Here is a 1,476-nt window from a genome sequence, read left to right as displayed (position 1 = left end):
GGAACTTCCCTTACTTTGCTTCTCTTGGTTAATTTCGCATTGCCATAAGCACGACCCCAGACCTTAGTATAGAATAAAACCTTGGCATTGCCAAAAACAGAGCCATAAATTTCAGCACAACCGCCCACCAAAGCACCGCCATAGACCTTGCCATGTATTTTGGCACGACCATTAATAAAGGCATAATTATAAACCTCAGCATAGCTATGAATACGAGCCGAGCCAGCAACAATGGCACGACCATAGACCCTTGCATAACCAAAAACCACAGCATCATAAGAAACATGCGCATAATCATAAACATGACCATCAGCAAAAACGCGGGCGCCACCATTTACATGAGCATACCCATAAACATTGCCATAAACATGAGCATTGCCATAGACACAAGCATGGTCATAAATTTTTGCATATTGAGAGATGAAAGCCTTGCCATAGATTTCACAATTCCCATAGACTTGACCACAAACTTGAGAAAAATGGCGTATTTTTGCATTGTCATAAACGCGGGCATGACCATAGACACAAGCTTTATCATAAACCCAGCAATTGCCATCATGGGATAGATTAGCTTCCTTTTCAATAAAGCCACCCAAAGAACCAGCTTTGACATCATCAAAATCTTTTAAAGCCCGAATGCGATAAAGATTGATAATTTTTCTAGTCAGAGCATGTTTTATTTTTTTGATTTCGCTTGTTAATTCATATTTTTTGCACATAAGGATACCCACACAATCGAATGTGTTAAACATTTGCTAAAATTTGGAATGGAAAATTTGTAAGATTTGAAAGAGGGGCGCCCCCGCGCCGCCCGAGCATTCAATTATGCTGCTTTGTTTTCAATAATCTTTACAACGTGATCGCTTTCATAAACCTCACAATTTATGGGAACCGAACATAAACCGCTATGTCTTTTTATCCTTGCATTGCCATAGACCTTGCCTCTAATCACGATATAATCAGAGATTTTCGCATTCCCATAAACAGAGCCGTAAACATCAGTATGAGACCCCACACTAGCATTGTCATAAACCTTGCCATAAATCTTTGCAGCGCCACTCACAACAGCATCATCATAAACCACCGCATTGCTATGAATACGTGCACACCCCGATAATTTTGCATTCCCATAAACCCTTGCATATTGAAAAACCCAAGCATTATAAGAAAGATGCGCGTTGTCATAAACATGAGCATTTGCATAAACGCGGGCGCGGTCACAAACATGCGCATTGCCATAAACAAAGCCCATAATAATAGCCTTATCAGAAACCCTTGCATTTTCATAAATATAGGCAGGATTTAAAACAAGAGCATTATCATATACCCAGCAATTGCCATCATGAGAGAGGTTGCTTTCATTCTCAATAAAGCCACCTAGATCGCCAGCCTTTACATCAGCAAAGTCTCTTAATGCTTTAATGCGATAAAGAGTTTGATTATTTAATACACGTGTCTCATTTGTGAGTGCAAATT

General features: G+C 39.7%; 2 protein-coding genes. Both read right to left on the bottom strand.

All coding sequences use genetic code 11. From position 1 onward, the window contains the following. A partial coding sequence (locus PVV65_RS09730; RefSeq protein WP_273790024.1) for a hypothetical protein occupies nt 1–719 on the bottom strand: 719 nt, incomplete at its 3' end. 104 nt (nt 720–823) lie between these two features. After that, on the bottom strand, nt 824–1,476 hold a 653-nt coding region (locus tag PVV65_RS09725; protein WP_273790023.1), incomplete at its 5' end, for a hypothetical protein.

The sequence above is a fragment of the Bartonella sp. ML70XJBT genome (assembly GCF_028618425.1).
Lineage (GTDB): Bacteria > Pseudomonadota > Alphaproteobacteria > Rhizobiales > Rhizobiaceae > Bartonella.
The sequence above is the reverse complement of the archived record's forward strand: the minus strand, read 5'-3'. Positions and strand labels throughout refer to the sequence as shown.